At 48.2% G+C, this 25,557-nt stretch carries 24 protein-coding genes, 1 tRNA gene and 1 pseudogene; 20 read left to right on the top strand and 6 right to left on the bottom strand.

Features of this window, described 5'->3' with window-relative positions; translation table 11 throughout:
• Positions 1-101: 101 nt before the first annotated feature.
• Positions 102-644, bottom strand: coding sequence for an NADH peroxidase (locus ACTNCH_RS04390; RefSeq protein ID WP_158361388.1), 543 nt, complete (start codon positions 642-644; stop codon positions 102-104).
• 197 nt (positions 645-841) lie between these two features.
• On the bottom strand, positions 842-1,234 hold the full coding sequence (locus tag ACTNCH_RS04385) for a Fur family transcriptional regulator (RefSeq protein WP_441018999.1): 393 nt from the start codon (positions 1,232-1,234) through the stop codon (positions 842-844).
• 219 nt (positions 1,235-1,453) lie between these two features.
• Here ACTNCH_RS04385 and ACTNCH_RS04380 point away from each other — a divergent pair, with 219 nt between their 5' ends.
• The 4 genes from ACTNCH_RS04380 (at position 1,454) to ACTNCH_RS04365 (ending at position 6,784) form a co-directional block, all read left to right on the top strand.
• Positions 1,454-2,545, top strand: coding sequence for a C40 family peptidase (locus ACTNCH_RS04380; RefSeq protein ID WP_441018997.1), 1,092 nt, complete (start codon positions 1,454-1,456; stop codon positions 2,543-2,545).
• 179 nt (positions 2,546-2,724) lie between these two features.
• Entirely contained in the window at positions 2,725-3,747 is a 1,023-nt protein-coding gene (locus ACTNCH_RS04375) for a DNA adenine methylase (protein ID WP_441018995.1), read from the top strand.
• Between the two features lies 1 nt (position 3,748).
• Positions 3,749-4,657, top strand: a complete 909-nt coding sequence (locus ACTNCH_RS04370) for a DNA adenine methylase (protein ID WP_441018993.1) — start codon at positions 3,749-3,751, stop codon at positions 4,655-4,657.
• A 9-nt stretch (positions 4,658-4,666) separates the two neighbouring features.
• Complete coding sequence (locus tag ACTNCH_RS04365) at positions 4,667-6,784, top strand: AlwI family type II restriction endonuclease (protein ID WP_441018991.1); 2,118 nt, start codon at positions 4,667-4,669, stop codon at positions 6,782-6,784.
• A gap of 463 nt (positions 6,785-7,247) precedes the next feature.
• On the opposite strand, the gene trmB is transcribed toward ACTNCH_RS04365, so the two are convergent.
• Entirely contained in the window at positions 7,248-7,886 is a 639-nt protein-coding gene (trmB, locus tag ACTNCH_RS04360; protein WP_441018989.1) for a tRNA (guanosine(46)-N7)-methyltransferase TrmB, read from the bottom strand.
• Positions 7,887-8,091: 205 nt separating this feature from the next.
• Here trmB and ACTNCH_RS04355 point away from each other — a divergent pair.
• Positions 8,092-8,164, top strand: a tRNA-Lys gene (locus tag ACTNCH_RS04355).
• Positions 8,165-8,347: 183 nt separating this feature from the next.
• Positions 8,348-8,668, top strand: coding sequence for a cyclic-di-AMP receptor (locus ACTNCH_RS04350; protein ID WP_441018987.1), 321 nt, complete (start codon positions 8,348-8,350; stop codon positions 8,666-8,668).
• Positions 8,669-8,791: 123 nt separating this feature from the next.
• On the opposite strand, the gene ACTNCH_RS04345 is transcribed toward ACTNCH_RS04350, so the two are convergent.
• Complete coding sequence (locus ACTNCH_RS04345; protein WP_441018985.1) at positions 8,792-9,439, bottom strand: sensor histidine kinase; 648 nt, start codon at positions 9,437-9,439, stop codon at positions 8,792-8,794.
• A 117-nt stretch (positions 9,440-9,556) separates the two neighbouring features.
• Here ACTNCH_RS04345 and ACTNCH_RS04340 point away from each other — a divergent pair, with 117 nt between their 5' ends.
• Both ACTNCH_RS04340 and ACTNCH_RS04335 read left to right on the top strand, forming a co-directional pair.
• The gene (locus tag ACTNCH_RS04340) at positions 9,557-9,970 is read left to right on the top strand and encodes an HIT family protein (RefSeq protein ID WP_441018983.1); all 414 of its coding nucleotides are present in this window, start codon (positions 9,557-9,559) and stop codon (positions 9,968-9,970) included.
• A 21-nt stretch (positions 9,971-9,991) separates the two neighbouring features.
• A complete protein-coding gene (locus tag ACTNCH_RS04335; protein WP_441018981.1) occupies positions 9,992-10,534 on the top strand; it encodes an RNA polymerase sigma factor in 543 nt (180 codons plus the stop codon).
• Between the two features lie 43 nt (positions 10,535-10,577).
• On the opposite strand, the gene ACTNCH_RS04330 is transcribed toward ACTNCH_RS04335, so the two are convergent.
• On the bottom strand, positions 10,578-11,645 hold the full coding sequence (locus ACTNCH_RS04330) for an undecaprenyldiphospho-muramoylpentapeptide beta-N-acetylglucosaminyltransferase (RefSeq protein ID WP_441018979.1): 1,068 nt from the start codon (positions 11,643-11,645) through the stop codon (positions 10,578-10,580).
• 132 nt (positions 11,646-11,777) lie between these two features.
• Between ACTNCH_RS04330 and ACTNCH_RS04325 the strand changes: the two genes are divergently transcribed.
• The 8 genes and pseudogenes from ACTNCH_RS04325 (at position 11,778) to ACTNCH_RS04290 (ending at position 18,365) form a co-directional block, all read left to right on the top strand.
• Positions 11,778-12,584, top strand: coding sequence for a hypothetical protein (locus ACTNCH_RS04325; protein ID WP_441018977.1), 807 nt, complete (start codon positions 11,778-11,780; stop codon positions 12,582-12,584).
• Between the two features lie 68 nt (positions 12,585-12,652).
• Positions 12,653-13,141, top strand: coding sequence for a DUF6147 family protein (locus ACTNCH_RS04320; protein ID WP_441018975.1), 489 nt, complete (start codon positions 12,653-12,655; stop codon positions 13,139-13,141).
• A gap of 363 nt (positions 13,142-13,504) precedes the next feature.
• Positions 13,505-14,218 carry a 5'-methylthioadenosine/adenosylhomocysteine nucleosidase gene (locus ACTNCH_RS04315; protein ID WP_441018973.1) on the top strand — a complete coding sequence of 238 codons (714 nt, stop codon included), beginning with the start codon at positions 13,505-13,507 and terminating at the stop codon, positions 14,216-14,218.
• Positions 14,219-14,361: 143 nt separating this feature from the next.
• Complete coding sequence (locus ACTNCH_RS04310; protein WP_441018971.1) at positions 14,362-14,658, top strand: hypothetical protein; 297 nt, start codon at positions 14,362-14,364, stop codon at positions 14,656-14,658.
• A gap of 151 nt (positions 14,659-14,809) precedes the next feature.
• Positions 14,810-15,601, top strand: a complete 792-nt coding sequence (locus tag ACTNCH_RS04305) for an RluA family pseudouridine synthase (RefSeq protein WP_441018969.1) — start codon at positions 14,810-14,812, stop codon at positions 15,599-15,601.
• An 85-nt stretch (positions 15,602-15,686) separates the two neighbouring features.
• Positions 15,687-16,005: pseudogene (gene tnpA / locus ACTNCH_RS04300) on the top strand (IS200/IS605 family transposase).
• Complete coding sequence (gene tnpB / locus ACTNCH_RS04295; protein ID WP_441018967.1) at positions 16,005-17,102, top strand: IS200/IS605 family element RNA-guided endonuclease TnpB; 1,098 nt, start codon at positions 16,005-16,007, stop codon at positions 17,100-17,102. Before tnpA ends, tnpB begins: the two are co-directional and overlap by 1 nt.
• Positions 17,103-17,336: 234 nt before the next feature.
• Positions 17,337-18,365 (top strand): AI-2E family transporter, encoded by a 1,029-nt coding sequence (locus ACTNCH_RS04290; RefSeq protein ID WP_441018965.1) that lies wholly within the window; start codon positions 17,337-17,339, stop codon positions 18,363-18,365.
• A 3-nt stretch (positions 18,366-18,368) separates the two neighbouring features.
• On the opposite strand, the gene ACTNCH_RS04285 is transcribed toward ACTNCH_RS04290, so the two are convergent.
• Positions 18,369-19,748, bottom strand: a complete 1,380-nt coding sequence (locus tag ACTNCH_RS04285) for an aldehyde dehydrogenase (protein ID WP_441018963.1) — start codon at positions 19,746-19,748, stop codon at positions 18,369-18,371.
• A gap of 220 nt (positions 19,749-19,968) precedes the next feature.
• Here ACTNCH_RS04285 and proS point away from each other — a divergent pair, with 220 nt between their 5' ends.
• From proS to ACTNCH_RS04265, 4 genes are all read left to right on the top strand, one after another.
• Positions 19,969-21,408 (top strand): proline--tRNA ligase, encoded by a 1,440-nt coding sequence (gene proS, locus ACTNCH_RS04280; RefSeq protein WP_441018961.1) that lies wholly within the window; start codon positions 19,969-19,971, stop codon positions 21,406-21,408.
• Positions 21,408-22,745 carry a CCA tRNA nucleotidyltransferase gene (locus ACTNCH_RS04275; protein WP_441018959.1) on the top strand — a complete coding sequence of 446 codons (1,338 nt, stop codon included), beginning with the start codon at positions 21,408-21,410 and terminating at the stop codon, positions 22,743-22,745. The genes proS and ACTNCH_RS04275 overlap by 1 nt, the downstream gene beginning before the upstream one ends.
• Positions 22,746-22,771: 26 nt before the next feature.
• Positions 22,772-23,767 carry a phosphotransferase gene (locus ACTNCH_RS04270; RefSeq protein WP_441018957.1) on the top strand — a complete coding sequence of 332 codons (996 nt, stop codon included), beginning with the start codon at positions 22,772-22,774 and terminating at the stop codon, positions 23,765-23,767.
• A 105-nt stretch (positions 23,768-23,872) separates the two neighbouring features.
• Entirely contained in the window at positions 23,873-25,555 is a 1,683-nt protein-coding gene (locus tag ACTNCH_RS04265) for a phospho-sugar mutase (RefSeq protein WP_441018955.1), read from the top strand.
• The last annotated feature ends 2 nt before the right edge of the window (positions 25,556-25,557 follow it).

Raw genomic sequence — 25,557 nt, 5'->3', positions numbered from 1 at the left:
CTCGCTGTCGGGCTGGCGCCCTATAAAAAAGTAAAAAAATGGCCCAGAGTGAGCAAGCTCCCTCTGAACCATTTCCTTACTTTTTATGCATGGCTTATAGCTTACGCAAAGTATCTCTTCAGCAGTCCCTCGAATGCTTTGCCGTGGCGGGCTTCGTCGCGGGCCATCTCATGTACGGTGTCATGGATTGCATCCAGGTTTGCGGCCTTTGCGCGCTTTGCAAGGTCGAACTTGCCTTCGGTAGCGCCGTGCTCAGCTGCAACTCTCAGCTCCAGGTTCTTCTTTGTGCTGGGTGTTACTACCTCACCGAGCAGCTCTGCAAACTTAGCAGCGTGCTCAGCCTCTTCGTAAGCAGCCTTCTCCCAGTAAAGACCGATTTCCGGATAGCCTTCTCTGTGAGCTACACGAGCCATTGCCAGATACATACCAACCTCGGAGCACTCGCCGTTGAAGTTTGCTCTCAGGTCGTTCAGAATATCCTCGCTCACGCCCTGTGCTACGCCAACCTCATGCTCAGCTGCCCAGGTAAGACCCTCAGCCTGCTCTTTGAACTTGGATGCCGGAACTCCACACTGCGGACATTTCTCCGGTGCTGTCTCGCCTTCCCAAACATAACCACATACTGTACATACCCATGTTTTCATAATCGTAATCTCCTTTTTTATAATCGTTAAATTTTTTAGTTCTAGTTCTTTCGATATCAGTAACAATTCCTGTTACTGGTATTAATATAGCACGGATTCCTAATTTCGTCAAGCAGTATTTAAAAATAATTATCAATTAATTTTCGAATTCTGCAGGAGTTATCTCTTATTATAGAAGGAATCCCTTCTGATATACATCAGGAGCTGCATTTCTTTGCGCATTCCTCGCACAGACCGTAATACTGTACCGCATGTCCTTCGATAATTCCCGGAAATACGTGCTGGGCTTTTTCATCGATAAACCCTTCATCTTCCATATAAATATCAAACAGGGAATGACATTTCCTGCAGATAAAATGAGAATGGGGATCCACATGGCCGTCGAACCGGTCGGCGCCGTCGGTGGTAATCTTGATAATCTCTCCCAGGTCTGTCAGCAGCGCAAGATTGCGGTAGACGGTACCGAGGCTGATGTTCGGGAATTCCTCTTTTACATGCAGATAGACGGTATCTGCGGTGGGGTGATCATACCGGGACAGCAGAAAACGCTTGATAGATTCCCGCTGGCGGCTATATTTTAAAGCTGGCATAAAGACCCTCCTTTATTTAATAATGATAACAATTATTGTTTCTTTTATTTTAGCAAAATCTGTAGATTTGTCAATGAAAAATAGTATATTTCGCAAATAAAATCATGCTTTATGGGGGTTCTTCGGTTGACAAACAGGGATCACCCTGTTATAATTCAGTCATAAGTTTTAACAAATTCGTAATATTTGATTGGGAAACAGTATTGGAGGATAAATAGCATGCACAAATTTGCGACGATATGTCTCGCAGGAGCGCTTTGCTTCGGATTTAGTGGAATCCGCGCGGAAGCAAGCAGCCTGTCACTGGCGGCAGAGGAAGGAATCGCTTCCGTTATGACAGAAGCTCAGGCAGCAGACCCGGAGGCAGATGAGAAGGTACTGGAGGATATGACACCGTCAGAGTTCGACGGTATCTGCATTGCGAAGGTAAATGATTACGTAAATGTAAGAAGTGAAGCCAGCGAGGACAGCGAGGTTGTCGGAAAGCTTTATGATAAATCCGCAGGCACCGTTGACGAGGAAGTGGACGGCTGGTATAAGATTACATCCGGAAGCGTAACCGGTTTTGTAAAGGCTGAGTACGTGGTAACCGGAGACGAGGCAGAGGAACTTGCGCAGGAGGTTGGTAAGCGGATTGCGACCGTCACAACTCAGACTCTGCGTGTCAGAACTGACGCAACCACAGACGCCAGTGTCCTGGGTCTGATTGGCGAAGGCGAGGAGCTGACTGTGACAGAGGAGCAGGAAGGCTTCGTAAAGGTATCCATCGAGGAAGGCGACGGATGGGTATCCACCGATTATGTAGATCTGAGAACCGATTTCGTTCAGGCAGAGTCTAAGGCAGAAGAGGAAGCTCGTCTGGCCAAGGAAGCGGCAGCGAAAGAGGAAGGCAAGAAGAAAGCAAAGGCAGCGGCAGCCAAGGCTGAGGGCAGTTCTAAGGCAGTGGTAGGCAGCGGCTCCGGAAGCAGCAGCGGAAATGCAGTAGTAAGCTATGCAAGCCAGTTCGTAGGTAATCCGTATGTATATGGCGGTACCAGCCTGACCAACGGAACAGACTGCTCCGGCTTCGTTATGGGCGTATATTCACACTTTGGCGTGGGTCTGCCCCATTCCTCCAGCGCGATGAGAAGCGTGGGATACAGTGTAAGCCTTTCCGAAGCGCAGCCGGGCGATATCATCTGCTACAGCGGTCATGTGGCTATCTATTGCGGAAATAACACCGTAGTACATGCCAGCACACCGGCTACCGGAATCAAGTATACATCACCGGCAAATTATAAGAGCGTAATCTGTGTAAGACGTATTTTCTAATCCGATATAAAAGAAAGCAAAAACAGCAAAAACAGGTGTCCGGAAGGGCGCCTGTTTTTTGCGGAATCAGAAATTCTGACAGAAACGGCAGAACTGATGTTTACTTTCCGCACGTCATATAGTAAGATAAAAACATAAAAAATATGGCATGAGAAATAATACGGATTGAGGTAACCATAATGGCTAAAGCTACAAATATAAATAACCGCAGATATCTTGGAAATAAATATAAACTGTTGTCCTTCATCAAGAGGGTAGTAGATTCTGAATGTGACGGAATTGAAACCGTAGCAGATATATTTTCAGGAACCGGAGCGGTTGCGTCGGCTTTTCAGGATAAACAATTAATCACAAATGATATTCTGTACAGTAACTATATCTGTAACTATGCGTGGTTCTCATCCCGGAAGTACAACAGAAAGAAGCTGGAAAGAGTTATTGATTCTTATAATAGCTTGGTTGTCAGCGAAGAAAATTACATGACACAAAACTTTTCAGATACGTATTTCAGTTATGAGGATTGTGCTAAAATTGGCTATATCCGTGAGGATATAGAGAAGAAATATGGCGCGAAAGAGATAAATGAACGGGAACGGGCCCTGTTAATTACATCGCTTCTTTACGCGATGGATAAGATAGCAAAGACCTGCGGACATTACGACGCATACCGTCAGGGTGTAGAATTTGATCTGCATCTGGAAATGGCATTGCCGGAAGCAAGTATGGATAATAACCGGAAAAATAAGTGTTATAATACAGATTCCAACGAATTGGCAAAAAAAATCACAGCTGATTTGGTATATATTGATCCGCCATATAATTCCAGACAATATTGTGATGCATATCATTTGTTGGAAAATGTGGCGAGATGGGAAAAACCGGAAGTTTTTGGAGTGGCAAAAAAGATGGATCGTTCTGCGCTGAAGAGTAAATATTGTACAAAAAGCGCGGCAGATGCATTTGAAGATTTAATCAGACATCTAAAATGCAGGTACATTGTGCTGTCCTATAACAACATGGCGAAAAAGGGAAATGATCGTTCGAATGCAAGAATATCCGATGAGGATATCATCAGAATCCTTTCTGATAAGGGAGAAGTGAAAATTTTTTCAGAAGGATATAAAGCCTTTACGACCGGAAAATCAGATATTGAAGATAATCAGGAGCGTTTGTTTTTGTGTATATGCAGGAAGGTAAAATAATATGGTTCAGTCGCCGTTAAATTATACGGGTGGAAAATATAAGCTGTTACCGCAGATTCTTCCCCTATTTCCGGAGAAGATCGAGTGTTTTGTGGATCTGTTCTGCGGCGGCTGTAACGTAGGGATCAATGTTAAGGCAGAACATTATATTTATAATGACTGCTGCGAGCCCCTGGTTCATCTTTATTCTGTTATGCAGAAGATGGATCCGGAGGTTTTTATCAGCAAGACAGAAGCAATCATAAAGAATTATGGACTTTCCGATGTGAAGCGTCAGGGATATGATTTTTACCATTGTAAGAGCTCCGAAGGGCTCAGTTCCTATAACAGAGACAGATACATAAAGCTTCGGGATGATTTTAATGCGTTAAAGTTCAGGGATTCCGAGTATGATATAGCCCTATATGTGCTGATTGTCTATTCGTTTAATAATCAAATCCGTTTTAATAAAAATGGAGCGTTTAATTTACCTGTGGGCAAACGGGATTTTAATCAGAAAATGCACAGTAAATTGAAGACTTTTCTTAATATCATTCAGAATCAGAAGGCTTTTATTTCTTGCGCGGATTTCAGAAAGGTAGATATGAGAGAACTTACGGAACGGGATTTTGTATATGCGGATCCTCCGTATCTGATAACCTGCGCCGCCTACAATGAACAGGGAGGCTGGACCGGGAGTGATGAACGGGATTTGCTGGAGGTTCTTGATGAGCTGTCCGGGCGGGGCGTGAAATTCGCATTATCGAATGTCCTCGAAGCAAAAGGAAAAGAGAATACCATCTTAAGGCAATGGCTTGATGCCAGGCCGGACTATCACAGGATAGATTTAACATATTCTTACAAAAATTCGAGCTATCAGCGGCACAATAAAGAGAAAAAAACCAGAGAAATCCTTGTTGTAAATTATTAGGAGGCAGCCGTGAAAATAAAAGAAGGCCAGATTTTCAATCTGATGGATACCAATGGAAGAAGAAATGATGTAATCAACGCCCTGCAGGGATATCTGACAATATTAGATGACATTCAGAATGAAAAAAAGATGGAATGGGCTTCTATGCCGGAGAGTATGGCTCAATATGATTTTTATAAACAGGCGATCGAATTATCTCCGGAGGTTTTGGGGAAACACGGTCCCTATGACAGGCTTGCGGAGGCTCTTGAACGGAATAAAGAATTTGCGGCAGCCATCCAAAACTGTGATTTGGATTGGATTCGGAAAAACAGTCTGCGGTATATGGAGCTTATAAAACAGTTTGATCTGGGAATTGAAGACAGGGCGAGACATTATACCAGTAATCTGGTGAAACTGGGCTTTGCGGATGAGAGGCGAAACATATCGCCTGTAGGAGAACTGCTTCTTGAATTGCGGAAATTGCGGAAGGATGAACTGGAAGCTATGCTGCCCATAGACGGCGTGAATCTTGTCTACCTGCGTCAGCTCATGAAACTGCGGTTATTTGACATGCAGGGTGAAACCTATTACGCGCCGTTCAATCTGGCAATTTACGCATTGTTAAAAAGAGGAAGATTGTCGGAAAATGAATTTTCGGAACTGGTGCAGGGATTGAGTCCATATTCGGATTTTTCGGAGATTGAGCAATATGTTCTAAACTATAAGGAAGGGGATATTGTTTCAAATATAACTGTGGATATTCCTGCGGAAATAAATACAACAAGGCGGATATCGGAAAGCGTTTTCCGGGAAAATTATAAGAACAGAAAAAGCGCGGCCGGCGTTGACGTATATTGGACTTACTATAACCTGCTGTTTGATTGTGCCGGGGAGCTGACGGACTGGACAATGGATCGGCTGTTGTCCTTTTTTGAGCAGAATAAGGCAATGCTTAATAAAGCCTTTGGCTGTGGACAGAATATATTTACACAAAAAACGGGAGAGCGACCGTCTGTTGCGGAATTCCTGGAGCAGTATCAGAAAATGCTGGAGGGCAATTTAAACGTTTCTATGTACAAATGGTTCTCCATGTCTAAGGTTCTGGATCGAATAAGAGAATATTCGGATACTACAAAACGTATCTTTAAGGCGACGGGCATTATCAGTTTCGATAAAGGTTTTGTTGAATTGGCTTACAGGGAATTATGTGCCTGTATCTTTAAGGAAGACGTAATCAAAACTAAAATAACAGGAAAAGCAGGTAGGGAACCGGATTCCGGTGACAGCAGTTATGAAAAATACGAAGAGGGAATCAACAGCTTTTATTGTAGCGTAACGTCTCTGACACAGATTCTTAAATATGGCGGAGAAGAAACCGGACAGATTGAGGAGAAGATTCAAAAAGAATTCTCCGGCGTTACAATTGAAGAAATTCCTGCGGTTGTTGCGGATAAGCGCCGGATGGAATTTGCCGAATTTATCAGCGAACATTATCCGATGGAGAAGGTAAAAGAGATTCTAAGCCTGTTCCGTGATCGGAAAAATGACAGACTTATTAAAGATACCGTAAGTCCGGATGCAACGGTGCCCACCATTTATGAATATATGGTCGGTATCGCATGGTACTATTTTTCCGGAAAAAGGGTGGATATCTTAAGTAGCTATAACCTTACATTGTCAGCGGATTTTGAACCCCTTGTCCATGCCGGCGGCGGTCAGGGCGATATTGTGATCTATGAAGAGGATAAGGTGGTAATGCTGGAGGCAACCCTGATGAACGCAAACAGCCAGAAGCGCGGAGAATGGGAGCCGGTATTGCGGCATTCGATTAACCTGAAGGTCGAGGAAGAAAGAGCAAATACCGGAAGGGAGGTAACTTCTTTCTTTATTGCGGACAGCTTTGACCGTAATACCATTAATATATGGAAAGCGGTTGCGGCAGTCCCGCTCCAGTCTACGACGGACAAAGACAGGTTTACGGATAATGTAGTTATCATGCCTGTTAAAACAGAGGAATTGTCTTCCTTTATGGATAAGGCTTCCGAATATGATGCGATTCTGTCAAAGGTACATAAATTGTTTGAGGTGGATAAAATAAATTTCGACGTTTCCTGGAGAGAGAAGTTTATGAGTGCAATGATATAATTGTATAATCAGACAACATACCTAAATTGTCAGACAGGCATGCACAATTTTATGTTACCTGTGGAAAAAGCTACTTACAGAATGCACAAAGAAATGACAGCATTTGAAAATTATGCACGAATCCACGTGGATAAGTGAAAAAGATATCCACATAGAAGAGGACAAAAAAGCCTATAAAATAAAGTTATCAACCAAGTTATCCACATTATCCACATTTTTGGATGTGTAAAACACAGGTTTACATAGTATTTTTAAAAACAAACGTTCTGTATACTTTGAATAAATCTGGAAATAACAAATAAAATCCGGAAAACCTTCTTGACTTTTTCAATGTCGAATTATAAATGCTATTGTCTGATAATACTGAAAATAACAGAGAATACAAGTATTGAAAAGTAAGAAAAAACAGGTCAGATACAGTGATGTATCTGACCTGTCGGACAAGGCTTTATAAAAGATCGGATTAGCGAACGGCAATGAGTTTATAAATGGGATTTCCTTTGGCAGAAAACTTTTCTTCATATTCTGTCATAATATTGCCGGCGTTCATGGTGGGGTCATGATGCAGATCCCGACTGCAGCCTGTGAGCTTCCAGCCGGCCTCCTCTACGCTTTCCAGAGAAAAGTCGAAAAGATCCATGTTATCGGTTTTGAACTCCAGCTGCCCGTCTGCTGCCAGCACCTGATGATAGCGGGCCAGGAATTCCGTGGAGGTCAGGCGGCGTTTAGCGTGCCTTGCCTTGGGCCAGGGATCGGAAAAATTCAGATAGATGCGGTTAAGTTCACCCTTTGCGAACATTTCCGGGAGCTCCGCCGCGTCTTCACACAGGAAATACAGGTTCGGTAAGGGTTCCTCCTCCATCTTCTGGAGCGCCCGGAGCAGCACGCTGCTGTATCGCTCCATACCGAGATAATTGATTTCCGGGTTCCGTCTGGCCAGTTCCATGAGAAACTGACCCTTTCCCATACCAATTTCTATATGAATGGGGTGATCGTTTCCAAAAAGCGCATGCCATGTTCCGGGGCGTTCTTTCGCGTCGTGTACGACAAATGCATTGGCGGCAATGGCTTCCTCCGCTCCTTTGATATGCTTCAGTCTCAAAATTTTATCCTCCATTTCCTGATTTACACATATTTTATATTTTTCAAAATTCCAGAAAAGCTTATAAATACGCGGTTTTTTCTACATTGTAAACAAATCCGAAAAAAAAATCAAGAAAAATGAAAAAAGTGCTTGCATTTTATAAAACTATCGTATATAATAAATCTTGCGTTGAGGGACAGCCCAAAACGAACAAACAAAATAAGCGCGATTAGCTCAGCTGGCAGAGCACCTGACTCTTAATCAGGGTGTCCAGGGTTCGAACCCCTGATCGCGCACTCTAAAGTATCGGTTTTGCAGAACAACTGCGGGGTCGGTGCTTTTTTTGTGCATGGAAAATGGAGGGTGCCGGAGATAATACACGAAACCGCCAGACCTGGGTGTTGTAAAAGTTTTCCCGTTCCGTTATACTATGGGGTATAGGAAAAACCGCCGCCGGAGGCGGGCAGGAGGAAGAGATTATGAAACTTATGGTGGTAATTGTACAGGAACAGGATTACGGCAGACTGGCGACAGAGCTCATCCGGAACCGGGTTCGGGCGACAAAGCTTGAGACCTCCGGTCTTTATTCGAATAAGAACAATGTGACCCTGTTCATCTGTGTAGAGGATGAGCAGCAGGAAGAAATTTTGGATTATATCCGGAAGAGCTGTACGGAGCGGGAAGAAATCTGTCAGGTCTGGGAATACAATGGCAATATGATGGTTCAGGCGGAGAAAACTCTGAAAATCGGCGGCGCTACAGTGTTTGTAACAGAAGTAAATGGTATGATGAAATTCTGAAAAAGTAAAGAAACGGCGACAAAAAGGCGGCCCTGCATGTGCAGGGCCGCTGACAATTTGATGGATATCTGAGTATGGTAAAATTTTACTTGCGTTATGGAAAAGCCTATACTAAAATAGGCTTTATAAATGAGGAAGTGTGATGGTGAAAGTCGTCCCGCGCTGGGGAGTAGAGGCGGCTTCAATCGTCCCATAATGGGCCTGGATAATCTTCTGGGTAATGGCCAGACCCAGGCCGGTACCGCCGGCTTTGCCGGAAGCAAAGGGAGTAAAAAGAGTTGCAAGCATATCCGGCGACATTCCGCAGCCGTCGTCTGTGATGCGGATAATCAGCTGATCCAGATATTTCCTGGCGGAGAGCGACACACAGCCGCCCTTTCCGACTGCTTCAAAGGCATTTTTCAGAAGATTTAAGAATGCCTGACGGAGTTTTACGGGATTACCGAAGACAGAGGGAAGCTGGGAGGGCAGATGAAGGGAAAATTGTTTGCCCTGTTCCTGTATGTAAGGCTGCAGGCTACGCTCCAGAGAGGTGAGAAGCTCTTTCATATCCACCTCGCACATAAAAAAGCGCCTGTCATCGGTATACGTAGCCAGATCCTCCAGAAGCTGTCCCAGATAGTCCACGTCCTCCAGGGTCTGATCCCAGAACTGGAAATCATAGACCTCCGGGTGCATGGTCTGGATAAGCTGCAGAGAACTGCTGATCAACGTCAGCGGGTTTCGGATTTCGTGTGTGATTTTTGCGATTGTAAAATTCGTATTATCCATAGTTTATACCACTCCTGCAAATAAGTGTAGCATGGGGAAGGGCGCATGACAATATGGATTCATTCAACAAATACCTACATAAAAAGTGAAAATTCGACAGAGGGAGGAAGGATTATCATGAAACATGAGGATTGTATTTTTTGTAAAATTGCAAACGGAGAGATTCCGTCTGCTACGATTTATGAGGATGAGGACTTTCGGGCATTTCTGGATCTGAACCCGGCCACCAGAGGGCATGCGCTGCTGGTACCGAAGGATCATTTTGCCAATCTGTTTGAGTTGGATGAAGAGCATGCAGAGAAGGCAATTTGCCTGGCGAAGAAGCTCGGCGCCAGAATGCAGGAAAAGCTGGGCTGCGACGGACTGAACCTGGTTCAGAACAATGGGGAGGCGGCAGGCCAGACGGTGTTTCATTTCCATATGCATCTGATTCCCCGGTACCGGGAAGACGGAGCCGGAATCGGCTGGAAGCAGGGGGCTTTGACAGATGAAGCCAAAGAGGAGATCCTGAAACTGTTAAAAGAAAACTAAAACCGAATACAGAGGAAATGTATGGGGATTACAAAAGAGAATTTTCGTGAAGTATACGAAAAATACAAAAATCTGGTACTTCGGCAAGTCTATGATATGACACAGGATTATTATCTGGCACAGGACATCTGTCAGGAGACATTTGCAAAGCTGTACCATTACATGGATCGAGTAGACGAATACGGCGTAAAGCGCTGGTTGTATGTAGTGTCCTATAATAAAGCCTGTGACTGGCTGCGGAGAAATAAAAAGTATAACCAGCTGATAGAAGAAAACGGCGAACAGCTGGCCAGAACGGCAGAGGATTCCATGGAGGATCATTTCTCTACATTTTACGACAGAGAATGGTGCGATCATCTCCTGCGTAAGGTGCGGGAAAAGAATCAGGTCTGGTATGAAATGCTGCTCCTGTTCGATTATTACGGAGTACCAAAACGGGAAATCGCAAAACAGATGGGGTATCCCATAGGCACAGTGGATACGTATCTGCGAAGATGTAAGAAATGGCTGAAGGACAATTTTCAAGAGGAATACGAAATGAGTCAGGCCGAAATCAGAGAATAAAAATGCGGCGGGATATCATATCCCGCCACAAAAAATGATAAGTCTAGCGTGAAGCGGCTTCCTCGATCAGTCCGATGATCGTATCAATTGAGTCGGTCTGACGACTGGCCTTCATGGCCTCCGCAAAGGAAGCACGTTCTTCGTAGAGCCGGTGAATGGTTTTCAGAAGCACTTCATTGGTAATCGCTTCTTCCTCCAGTACCAGACTGAAGCCCTGTTTCGCGAAGGAACGGGCGTTGAGAAGCTGGTCGCCGCGGCTGGCAGCCGCAGACAGCGGAATCAGCAGGTTGGGCTTGTGAAGGGCCAGAAGCTCACAGATGGAGTTGGCGCCTGCACGGGAAATGACAATATCTGCCAGCGCAAAGAGATCCTTCAGCTCTTCGTTGATGTATTCATACTGGACATAGCCGGAGAGACCGGACAGGGAAGCGTCCAGCTTGCCCTTACCACAGAGATGGATCACATGGAAGTCCTTCAGAAGTGTAGGCAGAACTTTGCGGACTGCTTCATTGACAGCAGCTGCGCCCAGACTTCCGCCCATAACCAGGATTACAGGCTTGTCACCGGTGAGGCCGGTAAACTTCCGGGCCGCCAGCGCATCGCCGTGCAGCAGCTCCTGACGAATGGGGGAGCCGGTGAGGACAGCCTTGCCCTTCGGCAGATACTGGAGAGTTTCCGGGAAATTGCAGCAGACCCTCCAGGCGGCGGGAATCGCCAGTTTATTGGCCAGGCCCGGCGTCATATCGGATTCGTGGATGATACAGGGTATCTTGCAGCGTCTGGCTGCCAGTACTACAGGTACGGAGACAAAACCGCCCTTGGAAAATACCACATCCGGCTTCAGCTTTTTCAGAATGCGGACCGCTTCGCCGTAGCCCTTCAGAACTTTGAAGGGGTCGGAGAAGTTTTTCGGATCAAAATACCGGCGCAGCTTGCCGGAAGAGATACCATAGTAGGGAATCTGAAACTCGGTGATGAGTTTCTTTTCGATTCCGTCATAGGAACCCATATAGGAAATATCGTAGCCGAGCTCACGAAGCTTCGGCAGCAACGCTATATTGGGCGTTACATGTCCGGCAGTTCCGCCGCCGGTCAGAAGAATTCGTTTCAAAATAACACCTCCGTAGACAGGTAACGATTTTATTACCTCAGTTACTGTTATTATGATAGGTTCGCAACCGTCTGTCAATTGGTTTTAACGGAGAACAGAAAACAGCAGAGGAATTAAGATAGGAAAAAGAATATGAGTGATGATACATTACGTGAACGGATAAACAGAGAATTTGAAAGGGAATCGGACGCGCTGGAAAGACGCCTTCAGGAGCGCCAGATTGCGGATCCGGAGCTAGCCGCCATGAAAATGCCGGATGATTCCTTTGACGACCTGATGCGTCGTATTGCCGCCGAACAGAAAGAGACCGAATCGGTTTCTATGGAAAATACAGACAGAAAATTTTCGAAAAAGCCCTTCCGGATCCGGAAACGGGTTCTTCTTTCCGTGGCCGCAGCGGCAGTTCTGGCTGTAGCTATGGGAGTAGGCGCTACAGGTGCGAAATTGTTTGTGCCGAAGGTGGAGAATTCCAGTGAGGATGGGGAGTTTAATACAAGAATTATTAGTGGGGAGATAGAAGAAGATAGAGATATTACGGAAGAAGAGGCTTATGAAGAGATAGAGAACAGAATTGGAATTCAAGCGTTGAGATTAGGATATAAACCAGAAGGTATGGAATTGGAAAAAGTGTATATTGATGGAAATATGTATGAATCTCAAATGGAATTTAGTTTTAAGGATAGCATGTTAATAGTGTATGAGAATAAACAAAACGATGAGGCAATATTTGAAAAAAAACTAGATGGAAAAGAAATAGATGTAGTAGATGTATTTTATATGAATAAAATATTAAAAATTGTGCAAATAGATAAAGGTGATGAAACATATTTTTATGCAACAGAAATTGAGTATGGTAATGCATATTATTATATATCAACAGATTTAGAACTGGCGATATTTAAAGAGTTGCTAGAAGAAATATATTTTAAAAATGTATGATATAGTACTCCTCATTCGTATTCTTATTGTAACAATTGATAAAGTGCAATATGAAGGAGGAGAAACATATGCACAAAAAAAGAATTGCAATGATAGCGGTGGGCTTGATGCTTACAGGGGGATTAGGAAATGTAAGTACCATCACAAGTCATGCAGAGAAAGTTCCAGGGTATCATGAATACGTGAATAATGAAGATGAAGCGATTGATACTTGGTATGGAATTGCTCGAGGGACATATTTACGAGATGGGACAACAGGAATTAGGAGGGCTGGTACTTGTTTAGTAAATATATCAGGTACCACAACGGCACATTCTAAGTGTGATTATGTTAAAGTAGGAATATACTTAGATGAAAGTTCAGATGGTGGAAGTCATTTTGGAAATATTGCCAAATATCATTTTCAAGAACAACAGACAACCTCCTGCCATGGAAGTAAAGCTAATATTTCCGTAACCAAAGGTTATAAGTATCGTGTTCGTGGCGTACATTCAGTAGTGAAAGGCTCTACTGTAGAAACCACGGATACCAAGGCCGGTGTTCTCACCGCTTCCTAACCTGCGCATTCATACTCCCAATTTGAAAAAAGGTTAGGACGCATGGAACGGCGAAAGCCACACACAACTCATTTATTTACAACTGAATATGGAAAAAGAAACACAAAAAACTGAATAAAGAAATAAGCAAAGAACGCAACTAAAAACGAAACCCGTATTTTGTGATGTGATAAGATGAGCCGATCGGAGAAACCCAAACTCCGGTCGGCTTTTCTTGCCCTATAGGAAATACTGTGGCGCACTAAGGTGCGAAAGCTATAGAATCATGTCACTGTTTTTCATGGAGCCGGAATACTTTATCATTGCAATTCCTTACAACTATTGGTAGAATGGATGCGGAGAAGTTTAGAAAGTGAGGCGTCTATGGGCAGAACAGGTATTATTGGAGCGATGGAAGAGGAAGTTGCTCTTTTAAAAGAGAAAATGGAAATAGAGGTAGTGGTGAAAAAGGCATCCATGGAATTCTACCAGGGTCATCTGAACGGCCGGGAGGTTGTTGTGGTACGCAGCGGCATTGGCAAGGTCAATGCGGGAATGTGCGCTCAGATTCTGGTGGATGTCTTCAACGTGAGCCACCTCATCAATACAGGCATTGCAGGTTCCCTGAAGGCAGAGATCAATATCGGAGATATCGTGGTATCCTCCGACGCCCTGCAGCACGATATGGATGCGCGGCAGTTTGGCTATGCCAGAGGCGAGATTCCCCGTATGGATACGGTCAGCTTCCCGGCAGATCCGGAGCTGGTAGCGCTGGCAAAGGCAGCCTGTGAGGAAGCAAACCCGGATATCCGTGTTTTTGTGGGACGGGTGGTTACGGGAGATCAGTTTATTGCGGAGCGTTCCGTAAAGAACGAGATAGCGTCTTGGACCGAGGGCTACTGTACCGAGATGGAAGGCGCAGCGATCGCCCAGGCGGCGTACCTGAATAAGGTGCCCTTCGTCATTGTCCGCGCCATTTCTGATAAGGCCGATGACAGCGCTACGATGGATTATCCCACCTTTGAGGCGCAGGCCATCGAGCACAGCGTGAAGCTGGTAGAAAATTTCGTGTCCCGGATTCCGGAGGACGCGTATTAAGTAATTGATTTAGAAGACACATCAGCACGAAAGAACAGGAACCTGGTCGGAGGCAGTCGCTTCCGGTCGGGTTCCTGTTCTTTTCATTTCAGGGACAGACCGGTATAATGAAACTGGAAAGACAGTCAGGGAGGGATAAGCGTATGTTTCGAATGGTGATGATAGCGGCCTGGGCGGTATTGTTGCTCTTGCTTCTATATCTGTGGGCGGACGTCCGGGAGATTCTGGGAATTGTCCGGGATACCAAGCGGGAGCTGCTTCGCAGCAATCTGTCGGCCCGGGCGGCGGAGAGCTTTCCGAATTTTGAGCAGGAAGCCCGGGAGGAGCAGGAACAACAGGCGCAGCAGGAGACAGAGAAGCCGGTAAAAAGCGTTGTGAAAAATCTGAATCCCCAGGAGGAGCAGGTACTGAAGGAGGTGCTGTCGGAATTCCTGGGGTGAACCGATTGGAAAAGAAGAAACTGCAAAGTACGCGGAGAAGTTTCCGGGCATTGACGATAGGGGAAAAATAACGTTATAATGGGAGTGCCCTGCCGCAGGCGGAGAATCCTGCGTTGCAGGATTCTATTTCTATCTACAAAACGGAGAGCATATGAAAGAACTGGAAATCATCTACGAAGATAAAGACGTCCTGGTTATCCGGAAGCCTGCCGGAGTTCCGGTGCAGAGTGCCCGGGTGGGCGTCAAGGACTGTGAGAGCCTGTTGAAAAATTATCTGTATCAGAAGAATCCCGGTGGTGGAGCGCCTTATCTAGGACTGGTACACAGACTGGATCAGCCAGTGGAGGGACTGGTGGTATTCGCCCGGAATCCCAAGGCCGCGGCATCCTTAAGCAGGCAGTCCGCCGGAAAAGAAATGCAGAAAACCTATCTGGCCGTCCGGCACACGGTGGATAAGTGTCCACATTTTATCCCCAGTGGGGAAAAACCATGTGGAAAACCTGTGGATAATGTGGAAAACTCTGTGGAAAACTGGACAGACTGCGTGGATTTTCTGTGGAAGGACGGAAAAAACAACCGTTCCGAGATTGTAAAAGAAGGGCGGCAGGGGGCAAAAAAAGCAGTGCTCCGGTATCGGGTGCTGGCCAGTGTGGATAACCTGGAAATGTTGGAAATCCGCCTGGAAACAGGGCGTCATCACCAGATCCGGGTACAGATGGCGGGTCGGGGAACCCCCCTTGTGGGCGACCGCAAATACGGAAAGGTTGAAAACTATGTGGATAATGTGGATAACTCCTTCCCGGCTCTATGTGCATATCGGATAAAGTTCCGTCACCCGGCCACCGGAACGTGGATGGAGTTTGAGCGGAAACCGGAAAATCCGGTGTTCCAGAAATTTATCCAATGTGTCATACACCCCCTTGCTTTAAATATGGGGATATAAGACACTTCCATCGAATTTACGCAAGTAATTGAAGATGGAATAAAACACTCTTGTGTTAGATTTTGAAATGATATATAACACATGTATGAATGCTGTATATAAATCTAATAACAATATCGTCTATTCTTGCAAATACCATGTTGTGTGGTGTCCTATGTATAGGCGAAAAGTATTAACCAATGGAGGTAGATCCTCAGTTCGGTATTCACAAAGCGGTTAAATCATTAAAAGGATATACTTCAAAAGTTTTGAGAAGTGAATATCCATCATTGAAAACAAGAATGCCGTTACTGTGGACCAACAGCTATTTTGTATCAACGGTTGGTGGTGCTCCGCTTGATGTAATCAAGCAGTATATCGAAAATCAGAAAACATCGCAAAGACAAAAGGATAAACCGGGATAATGCAAAAAGGTATCAAATTTAGAATCTACCCAAACAGGGAACAGCAAAATTTAATCAATCAGACATTTGGCTGTTGCAGACTCATCTATAATAAAGGACTTGCCATGCGTAATGAAGCCTATGAGAATGGAAATAAAATCGACTATGCCCAAACTTCTGCAATGCTGACGGAACTGAAAAGGTGTGAAGATTTTGCTTTCCTGAAAGTGGTGGATTCTATTGCGTTACAGCAGTCATTACGTGACCTTGACAAAGGTTTTGTAAACTTTTTTCAGAAACGTGCTGCACACCCAGTATTCAAGAGCAAGCATAACCGCCACCAGTCATACAGGACTGTAAATCAAGGTGGCAATATCCGTATCGCAGGGAAATACATCAAACTCCCTAAACTTGGCTATGTCAAAATACGTCAGTCTATGGAAGTGGGAAAAATCAAAAATGCAACGATTGAACATACTCCTACAGGCAAGTATTTCGCGGTTCTTAATGTGGAGTTTGAGTCACAGCCAAGACCAAACAATGGCGGTTTAATTGGTATTGATGTTGGTATTAAAGAGTTTTACTCCGACAGCAATGGAAATGTTGTTCCAAATCCAAAATATCTTGAAAAATCAATGCGTAAACTCATTCGAGAACAGAGAAAGCTGTCGCGTAAACAGAAAAACTCAAATAATCGAAATAAACAGCGTATTAAGACTGCCTTAGTCCATGAAAAGATTACAAATCAGAGAAACGACTTCTTACAGAAACAGTCTACAATGCTGATTCGTGAAAACCAAACAATCTGCATTGAAGATTTGAAAGTGAAAAATATGATGCGTAATCATAAACTGGCACAGCATATCGGTTCTGCATCATGGAGTAAGTTTTTTGGTATGCTTACATACAAGTCTGTCTGGTATGGAAATGACTTAGTCAAAGTGCCAACTATGTATCCAAGCAGTCAGACTTGTTCTTGCTGTGGGCATAAGAATCCACTGGTAAAAAATCTAGCAGTCCGAGTATGGGAATGTCCAGACTGTCATACCGTACATAACAGGGATACCAACGCAAGTATAAATATTTTAAATAAAGGACTGCAAATGCAGTCAGCATAAGCATATATAAAACTGCACCGTAGGACATACGGGAACAGTATAATCTAGCTTGCGGACACTGTGTAAGACATTGAAATACCGCATGGTATCATCCAATGCAGTAGTGGTTGAAGCAAGAATCCCCCTGCTTTAGCTGTGGGGAGTGTCAAGTAAATCAGTTATCCACAGGGTAAAACCCTCATTTTTGCAGATACTAGGATAGATAGTCTGGGCAGATGCAAAAGGAGCGGCTTTATGGAGTGGATAGGGAAATATCAGAATCTGTGGAAGAAAATCGGAATCGCAGCGGCGGTCTGCCTGGGAATGAAGTACCTGGCGCCTCTGGTGATTCCGTTTTTGATTGCGGGAGCTATTGTGTACTGGTGCCGTCCTTTTCTGCGGCTTTTAAAAAGACGGTTTCGGATTCCGCAGCCGTTTACCATGGCGGTTATACTGGCCGTGGCAGCAGGCGTACTGCTGGCGGCCCTGGCCCTGGCAGGAAAGAATCTTCGCATTCAGCTTCAGCGGCTGTGTGTGTATTTCAGTTATCCGGGACAGATGGGACGGCTGCTGACAGAGTGCTGTGAAGAGCTGGAGGGAATGCTGCATCTGGACAGTGGAAGCGTATTGCGGTTTGCAAAGGAGCAGGCGGCGCGCCTGGAGGATAAAACCTGGGAGCTGCTGCCGGGAGCCTTTGGCAGCTCCTGGCAGATGTTTCGCGGCTTCGGAGGGTTTCTGGCCGGAGTGTTTGTAACGGGGATTGCGGCGGTTCTGCTGGCGGGAGATTATGAAAGAATTCAGGAAATGGGGAAACGCTTGCGCTTTTATGAAAGGACGGTCGCTACCCTGAAGGGGATTTCGGACGGAATCGGACATTACTGCAAGGCCCAGGGAATGATCATGGGACTGGTGATGTTACTCTGTATGGCGGGAATCGGTCTGTCCGGCGCGTCAGAAAGTCCGGTTCTGGCCGGAGTCAGCACCGGTTTCCTGGACGCCTTGCCGGTCTTCGGCACCGGCACCGTGTTTGTACCGTGGATTCTGATTCTGGTCTTCTGGCAGAAGCGATACCGGACTGCGCTTGTATTGGCCCTGACGTACGGTCTCTGTACCCTGACGCGGGAGCTTCTGGAGCCGCGGATTTTGGGAAAGCGTCTGAAGATCCTGCCGACGGCGGTGCTGGCCGGCGTCTATGTGGGGATAAAGCTATACGGCCCGGGCGGGATCCTGCTGGGGCCGCTGTCTGTGTTGGTAATACAGGAATTGTGGAAACGGGTGGAGTAAATGTTACCGCAGAAACAGTTTCACCAGCCGCCGCTTCCCTTCGCTATAGGGCTGGTAGCGCATAGGCAGATCCGGACGGTTCTTTTTATCCACGATACTCTTGAAATGAGAAAAGGTCTCAAAACCGGCTTTTCCATGATAGCTGCCCATGCCGCTTTCCCCGAAGCCGCCAAAGCCCATATAAGGTGTGGCCAGGTGAATGATGGTGTCGTTTACACAGCCGCCGCCAAAGGAACAGCGGGTCAGAATCCGGTCAGCCGTTCTACGGTTCCGGGTGAAGAGGTAGAGTGCCAGCGGATGGGGCCGCTCGTTGACGGTGCGGATCGCTTCCTCGATGGAGGTGTAGGTGAGAATCGGCAAAATGGGGCCGAAGATCTCTTCCTGCATGACGTCGTCCCGCCAGGTGACCCGATCGAGAAGGGTAGGCTCGATTTTTAAGGCGTCCGCGTCTGACCGTCCGCCAAAGACTGTCTTGGCCGGATTCATCAGATTCAGAAGCCGCAGGAAATGCTTTTCGTTGATGATGTGGCTGTAGGTTTCATTTTCCAGGGGACGCTCTCCAAACTGGAGACGAATTTGCCGGATAAGCTCTTCGATCAGCCGGTTTTTCACCCGGATATCGCAGAGAATGTAGTCGGGGGCCACGCAGGTCTGGCCGCAGTTCAGGAACTTGCCGAAGACAATCCGGCGGGCGGCCGTGGGAAGATCCGCAGTCTGATCCACGATGCAGGGGCTTTTGCCGCCCAGCTCCAGGGTCACCGGGGTCAGGTGGGCAGAGGCCTTTTCCATTACAAGGCGGCCTACGGATTTACTTCCGGTAAAGAAGATGTAGTCGAAATGCTGCTCCAGCAGCGCTTCATTTTCGGCCCGGCCTCCGGTGACGACAGCGACCAGAGCCGCCGGAAAATAGGCCCGGATCAGCCGTTCCAGGAGGCGGCTGGTATGGACGGAATAGGCGCTGGGCTTCAGAACCGCCGTATTGCCGGCAGCCAGGGCGTCGGCCAGGGGCTCCAGGGTCAGAAGAAGCGGATAGTTCCAGGGGCTCATGATCAGCGTCACGCCGTAGGGCGAGGGCTTTTGATAGCTCCGGGAGCAGAACTGCGCCAGGGGCGTGGGAACCAGCCGATCCCGCATCCAGAGGGGCAGGTGCCGGCGGAGATAGCGGATTTCATTTAAAAGAAGGCCGGTTTCGCACATATAGCTTTCCGCGGCGCTTTTGCCCAGATCTAACCGTAAGGCATCCTGAAGCTCTGTTTCGTGTTCCGTTACCAGCCGCTCCAGTCTGGTCAGGGCAGCCACCCGGTTCTTTAAGGAAAGGGTAAAGCCTGAGCGGAAGCACCGCCGCTGGCGGGCGATAAGTTTCTGAATTTCCTGTTCGTTCATGGGATCCTCCAAGCGATCAAAATAAGATACTTCTATTTTATCCGAAGATGGAAAAACAGTCAAAGTAAAATCCGGCGGAAACCGCGAAAACCTTGACAAAATCGCCATTTTCGTACTACAATACAAAAAGATACGCCCATCTGGGCGTGATAATCATAACAGCGTACTGTTAGATAAAAATAAATGAGAAAAAGCCCGGAGAGGCGAGAAGGAGAACACAATGGCAAAGGAGAAGAAACTGGTCGAAGAGATTACTTCCATGGACGTGGACTTCGCGCAGTGGTACACCGATGTAGTAAAGAAAGCGGAGCTGACCGATTATACCAGCGTAAAGGGTTGTATGGTAATCAAGCCGGCAGGCTACGCGATCTGGGAGAATATTCAGAAGGAGCTGGACGCGCGTTTTAAGGCGTCAGGCGTTGAGAACGTATATCTGCCCATGCTGATTCCGGAGAGCCTGCTTCAGAAGGAGAAGGATCATGTAGAGGGCTTTGCGCCTGAGGTAGCATGGGTTACCCATGGCGGGCTGGAGCCGCTGCAGGAGCGCATGTGTATCCGTCCCACTTCTGAGACCCTGTTCTGTGATTTTTACGCAAAGGAGATCCAGTCTTACCGTGATCTTCCGAAGGTATATAACCAGTGGTGCTCCGTTATGCGTTGGGAGAAGACCACCCGTCCGTTCCTGCGCTCCCGTGAGTTCCTGTGGCAGGAGGGCCATACCGCCCATGCTACCGCAGAGGAGGCAGAGGCACGTACCCAGCAGATGCTGAACCTGTATGCGGATTTCTGCGAGGAGGTTCTGGCTATGCCGGTTATCCGCGGACGCAAGACTGATAAAGAGAAGTTCGCAGGCGCGGAGGCGACCTATACCATCGAGGCGCTGATGCATGACGGCAAGGCGCTGCAGTCCGGTACCAGCCACAACTTTGGCGACGGCTTTGCCAAGGCGTTTGGTATCCAGTATACAGCTAAGGACAACACCCTGCAGTATGTGCACCAGACCTCCTGGGGAATGACCACCCGTCTGATCGGAGCTATCATCATGGTTCACGGCGATAACAGCGGACTGGTTCTGCCGCCGCGGATCGCGCCGACCCAGGTGATGATTATCCCCATTGCCCAGCATAAGGAGGGCGTTCTGGATAAGGCTTACGAGCTGAAGTCCGCGCTTCTGGACGCAGGCTTTAAGGTGAAGGTAGACGATTCTGACAAGAGCCCGGGCTGGAAGTTCTCTGAGCAGGAGATGAAGGGTATCCCGGTTCGTATTGAGATTGGACCGAAGGATATCGAGGCAAATCAGGCTGTGATTGTCCGCCGCGATACCCGCGAGAAGATCGTAGTTGCCCTGCCGGAGCTGGCCGAGAAGGTGGGTGAGGTTCTGACCACCATGCAGAGCGATATGCTGGAGAAGGCAAGAAAGCATCGTGATTCCCATACCTACGACGCTCATAACTACGAAGAGTTTGTAAAGATTGTCAATGAGAAGCCGGGCTTCGTGCGCGCGATGTGGTGCGGCGATCAGGCCTGCGAGGACAAGATTAAGGAAGATACCACAGCAACCTCACGCTGCATGCCGTTTAAGCAGGATCACATCGCGGACACCTGCGTATGCTGCGGCAAGCCTGCGAAGGCGCTTGTTTACTGGGGCAAAGCATATTAATGAAGATTCAGATCCCGGAAAAAGCAAATGAAATCATTGCGACCCTTGCGGAGGCAGGCTATGAGGCCTACGTGGTGGGCGGCTGCGTCCGCGACGCTATCCTGGGACGGGAAGCGGCGGACTGGGATATTACCACTAATGCAAAGCCGGAGCAGGTAAAGGCCTTATTTCCCAGAACGGTGGATACGGGGCTTCAGCATGGAACCGTGACGGTCCTGAACGGGAAAGAGGGCTTTGAGGTCACAACCTACCGGATTGACGGCGAGTATCTGGACGGCCGTCATCCGGAGCAGGTGCTTTTTACGCCCAATCTGCTGGAGGATCTGAAGCGCCGGGACTTTACCATCAATGCCATGGCATATAATGAAAAGGAAGGCCTGGTGGACGCCTTTGACGGTCTGGGCGACCTGGAAAAGGGACAGATCCGCTGTGTGGGCGATCCCCGGGAGCGTTTTACGGAGGACGCCTTGCGGATCCTGCGGGCGGTCCGCTTTTCTGCCCAGCTGGATTTCCGGATTGAGGCGGAGACGAAGGCGGCCCTGGCGGAGTTTGCGCCCAGGCTTACGAAGGTCAGCGCCGAGCGGATACAGGTGGAGCTTGTGAAACTTCTGACCTCGGATCACCCGGAGGTGTTCCGGGTTGTCTGGGAAACAGGGATTACCTCGGTGATTCTGCCGGAATTTGACGCCTGCATGGAGACGCCCCAGCACAATCCTCATCATTGCTGGAATGTGGGAGAGCATATCCTGCACGCGCTGGGTCAGGTGGAGAAGGAAAAGGCGCTCCGTCTGGCAGTGCTGCTTCACGATATCGGAAAGCCGGTGACCCGGACCACCGATGAGCAGGGCGTGGATCATTTTCACGGACACGCGAAGGTGGGCGCCGAGATGGCAAACGCGATCCTGCGCCGCCTGAAATTCGACAACGATACCCGGAAAAAGGTGGTAAGGCTGGTGGAGGTTCACGATGACCGGCAGATTCCGTTGAATCACAGAGGCGTGCGCCGGGCAGTACACCGGATTGGCGCAGAGCTGTTTCCGGATTTTCTGAAGGTGAGCCGGGCAGATGTGCTGGCACAGAATCCGGCGCTGCTGCAGGAGAAGCTGGAGCGGATTGCGGAAATCGAAGGCCTGTATACCGAGATTCTGGAAGCGCAGAACTGCCTGTCCCTAAAGGATCTGGCGGTGACCGGACGGGATCTGATTGACGCCGGGATTACGCCCGGACCGGGACTTGGCGTTATCTTAAGTCGGATGCTGGAGGAAGTCATCGAGCACCCGGAATACAACACAAAAGAATATCTCCTGAAGAGAATATTACCCCTCGTTTCCTCATAGATTTGAAAGGAACGGGGGGATTTTTTGTGAACGAAAAAGCACTGCAGGTCCTGGAACAGTACGATCTGGAGGTTCTTCGGAGCTACGGAGGCCGGGGCGGAATCATGTTGGAGACAAAGGAAGGACTGAAAATGCTGAAGGAATTTGCAGGCTCGCGTTCCAGGCTTCCCCTGGAGCAGCGCGTGCTGGAGCGGCTGGCAGGGGGCGGCGTCTGCGCGGTGGACCGGGTGCTGGCCAACCGGGAGGGAGAACTGGTGAGCGTGGGCGATTATGAGACGCCCTATGTGGTCAAGGACTGGCCGGCGGGCCGGGAATGTGATCCGAAAAACGAGGAAGAAATTCTGCGGAGCACGCGCCTGCTGGCCCGGGTACACCGGGAACTCAGGGGCGTCCTGGGAGCGGAGGGCGAGGAGCGCCGCTGGATTCTGGGCGCGGATCGGACCGGGGAGTTAGAGAAACATAACCGGGAACTGAAGCGCGCCAGAAATTTTATCCGGGGGCGGCAGAAAAAGGGCGAATTTGAACTGCTGTATCTGAAATATGCCGAGGACATCTTCCGGAACGGAGCGGAGGCCCTGGAGCTTTTGAAATCCTCTGAGAGCGAAAAGCTTTATCGACAGGCGGTGGAGGAGGAGCGCCTCTGCCATGGGGAGTATGTCCATCACAATGTCCTGCTGAACCGGCAGGAGACAGCTTTGGTGAACTTTGCCCGCTTTGAAGTCAATGTGCAGCTCAATGATCTCTGTCTGTTTCTGCGGAAAATGATGGAGAAGCATAACTGGAGCCTGACGCTGGCGGAGCGGATGCTGGCTGCCTACGAGCAGGAGATCCCACTGTCCGGAGGGGAACGGCTATATCTGGCTGCCAGCCTCTGTTATCCGGAGAAGGCCTGGAAGCTGATTCATCATTATTACCATACAAATAAGGCCTGGGTGCCGGAAAAGAGCGCCGAGAAGCTTCGCATTTTCCTGTCGCAGAGTGAACGGAGGAAGAAAATGGTAAAAAATTTGCTGATACGGTAAATGTGCTGTAAAAGATAGTCGAATAGATTGACTTTTCTGTACAAATATTCTAAACTTAAAAAAAGATAACCATATCTAAAAATATACATGAGAGAGGTATAAGGTATGTATTTAGACGATTATAAGCGTTGGATGGACACAGAACTGGAGGATCCGGCTCTCACAGAGGAACTGAAGGGGATCGAAGGAAAGGACGACGAGATCAAGGATCGCTTTGCGGTGGCTCTGAAGTTTGGTACCGCAGGCCTTCGCGGCGTGCTGGGCGTAGGCTCCAACCGCATGAATATCTATGTGGTCCGTCAGGCAACCCAGGGTCTGGCGAATTGGGTAAAGACCCAGGGCGGTAATCAGCTGGTAGCCATCAGCTACGACAGCCGGATCAACAGCGATGTTTTCGCAAAGACCGCAGCCAGCGTGCTGGCAGCCAACGGAATTAAAGTCCGGATCTATGACGCTCTGATGCCGGTTCCGGCTCTGAGCTTTGCGACCCGTTACTATCAGGCAAACGCGGGCATTATGGTGACGGCGTCCCATAATCCGGCAAAATACAACGGCTATAAGGCCTACGGCCCGGACGGCTGTCAGATGACAGACGAGGCCGCGGATATCGTATATGCGGAGATTCAGAAGACCGATATTCTGACCGGCGCGAAGGTCATGGATTTTGAAGAGGGCGTAAAGGCAGGCCGGATCGAATATGTGGGCGATGACTGTAAGGAAGCCTTGTATCAGGCGATTGAGGCCCGCAGCGTCCGTCCCGGTATCTGTGCAGCCTCCGGTTTGAAGCTGGTATATTCCCCGCTGAACGGATCCGGTCTGGTTCCGGTTACCCGGGTGCTGAAGGATATCGGTATCACCGATGTGACTATCGTGCCGGAGCAGCAGTATCCGGACGGTCACTTCCCCACCTGTCCCTATCCGAACCCGGAGATCTTCGAGGCGCTCCGTCTGGGGCTGGAGCTGGCAGAGAAGACCGGCGCGGATCTGATGCTGGCAACGGATCCGGACGCAGACCGCGTCGGTATCGCTATGAAGTGCCCGGACGGCAGCTACGAGCTGGTTTCCGGTAATGAAATGGGCGTCCTGCTTCTGGACTATATCTGCGCAGGCCGTATCGAAAAGGGTACCATGCCGGAGAAGCCGGTGGCTGTGAAGTCTATCGTATCCACTCCGCTGGCAGACGCGGTGGCGAAAAACTACGGCGTAGAGCTTCGGAGCGTCCTGACCGGATTCAAATGGATCGGCGACCAGATCGCGCAGCTGGAGGCAGCAGGCGAGGCAGACCGCTTTATCTTCGGCTTCGAGGAGAGCTACGGTTATCTGGCAGGCCCCTATGTACGTGATAAGGACGCGATCATCGGTTCCATGCTGATCTGCGAGATGGCGGCTTACTACCGGAGCATTGGTTCTTCCATCAAGCAGCGTCTGGAAGAAATCTATGAGAAATACGGCCGTTACCTGAATAAGGTAGACAGCTTTGAATTCCCGGGACTGTCCGGTATGGACAAGATGGCAGGCATTATGGACGGACTTCGTCAGAATCCGCCTGCGAAGATCGGGGATTACGCAGTGGTAAAGGTAACCGATTATAAGAAGCCGGAGGAGACCGGTCTCCCGGCGGCAAACGTTCTGGCATACCGTCTGGAGGGTGGCGCAGAGGTCATTGTACGTCCTTCCGGAACAGAGCCGAAGATTAAAACCTACTTTACTACGCTCGGAAAGGATCTGGCAGAAGCACAGGCTCAGAAGGACGCGCTGGCGGCTGCGATCGCTCCGATTTTCGCCTGAGA

This window comes from Candidatus Merdisoma sp. HCP28S3_D10 (assembly GCF_052065835.1).
Lineage (GTDB): Bacteria > Bacillota > Clostridia > Lachnospirales > Lachnospiraceae > Laedolimicola.
Note: the sequence above shows the minus strand (reverse complement) of the source record. Positions and strands in the feature narration are given on the sequence as shown.